Raw genomic sequence first — 1825 nt, 5'->3', positions numbered from 1 at the left:
CTGGTTGCCATCGGCAAGACTGGCAGCACGGCTCTTACCCAGATCGGCTCGGCCAGCGAGGCTGCCAATGCAGGACTTGATGAGGTCTCTTTAGCTGTTGCCAGAGGCCGAGAACAGTTGGAACAGCTTGCCGCAAAAGCTGCAAGATCAGCCAATGCCCTCAGAGCAACGGCAACAGCCACCACACCGCTTGTTGATCAGATCAACCGTATGAGCGGTGTGACACCCGCGATTGGCAAAACCACAGCAGAGTTTCTGGCCCAAGGCCAAGCGCTGGATGATCTGCGGGCCAGATACAATCCCGTCTTTGGTGTGATCCGCAGATACCGGCAAGCCATCTCAGAGATTAAAGTCGCCCATCTGGAAGGCGCGCTTTCTGCAAACGAGATGACAGCTGCCATTTCTCGCGAGCGCCGCGAGGCCTTGCAAAGTATCGCCGCCCTAAAAAACCGCACAATAGCCATCACCCGCATGGCCCGCGCATCGCGAGGTGCGACCTTGCGCCTGCAGCAGATGTTCTTTCAGGTGAATGATATTGGCGTCTCGCTGGCCGGTGGGCAGAACCCGTTTCTGGTGCTGGCCCAGCAAGGCACGCAGATTGCCCAGATCTATGGTTTTGGTAATGGCGGCGTCTCAGGCGCCTTCAAAGACCTAAGGTCCCTTCTTATCGGTGTGGCACGCAGGTTCTGGCCAGTGGCTGTTGCCGTGGGTGTGGTGACAGCTGCCTTTGCTGGCCTGACCTATGAGATCAATCAGACCAGCGAGACTTCAGTCACCATGGGCGATACACTGCTTGCCGTCTGGCAGCTCATTCGGGATGGGTTTAATGCGCTTGTTGCACCCCTCATCAATGCGCTTGCTCCGTGGTTTGAAGCGGCCTGGACCCGTGTGGTGGCTGCCACCAAAGCCACCGGTAATTTCATCATCAATGAGATGAAGATCACCTATGAGATCATCACCACCATCTGGGAACAACTGCCAGCCGCCTTTGCAGCTATCATGATTGGAACAACCAATGCGGTCATCCGCGGCATCAACCTGATGATCCGCAAAACCACTGATGGCCTTAACACGCTCAGCCGGGCCGCCAACCGGGTGCTTGCCAATATTCCCGGCCTTGATGAGAGTTTCGGTGTTGGTGAGCTGCCAACCGTCCAGATTGGGCAAATCGCCAATCCCTATGCAGATCAGGTGGCAGCAGCCTCCAAAGCTCTGGACGAGCGCGTTCGGGAAATCTCAAAGCAGGATCCTATGGGTGAGCTGTTCTCTGCGATCAAAACTCGCGCTGTTCAAAATGCCCTTAACCGTGTTGCGGAGACGGCAGAGGATACCGGCAAGGTGGTCAAAAAAGCTGCAGAAGAAACCAAGACCGGCTGGGAGGCAGCGCTTCAATCACTCGAGGCCTATGTGGCCAGTGCCCGCGATATTGGATCTGCCTTTGGCGATCGTATCGTCAAAGTGTTTTCAGATGGCGAGCAAGCCATTGCGAACTTCGTTCAAACCGGCAAGCTGGAGTTTAAAAGCCTCATCACCTCGCTCATTGCCGATATGGCAAAGCTGGCAGCCCGGCGGTTTATCTTTGGGCCTGTTGCTTCGGGTCTTTCTGGGGGATTAAGCAGTCCATCTGGCGGCCTGCAAAACCTTTTATCCGGATTCTTCAAGTCCCTCCTGACGCCAACAACAAGCTTCGCAGGCGGTGGACACACCGGATCAGCGCCGCGCACCGGCGGGCTTGATGGTCGCGGTGGTTTCCTTGCGCTCATGCATCCGCAAGAGCGTATCATTGATGAGTTCCGGGGAGGCAGGCAGCAGCAGCAACAATCCA

At 56.3% G+C, this 1825-nt stretch carries 1 protein-coding gene; it reads left to right on the top strand.

What is annotated here, in order from left to right:
* A partial coding sequence (locus PPL9_RS20955; protein ID WP_161831406.1) for a phage tail tape measure C-terminal domain-containing protein occupies positions 1–1825 on the top strand: 1825 nt, incomplete at both ends.

Source organism: Pseudovibrio sp. POLY-S9, from assembly GCF_001431305.1.
Classification (GTDB): domain Bacteria; phylum Pseudomonadota; class Alphaproteobacteria; order Rhizobiales; family Stappiaceae; genus Pseudovibrio.
This window is presented reverse-complemented; position numbering and strand designations above follow the sequence as displayed.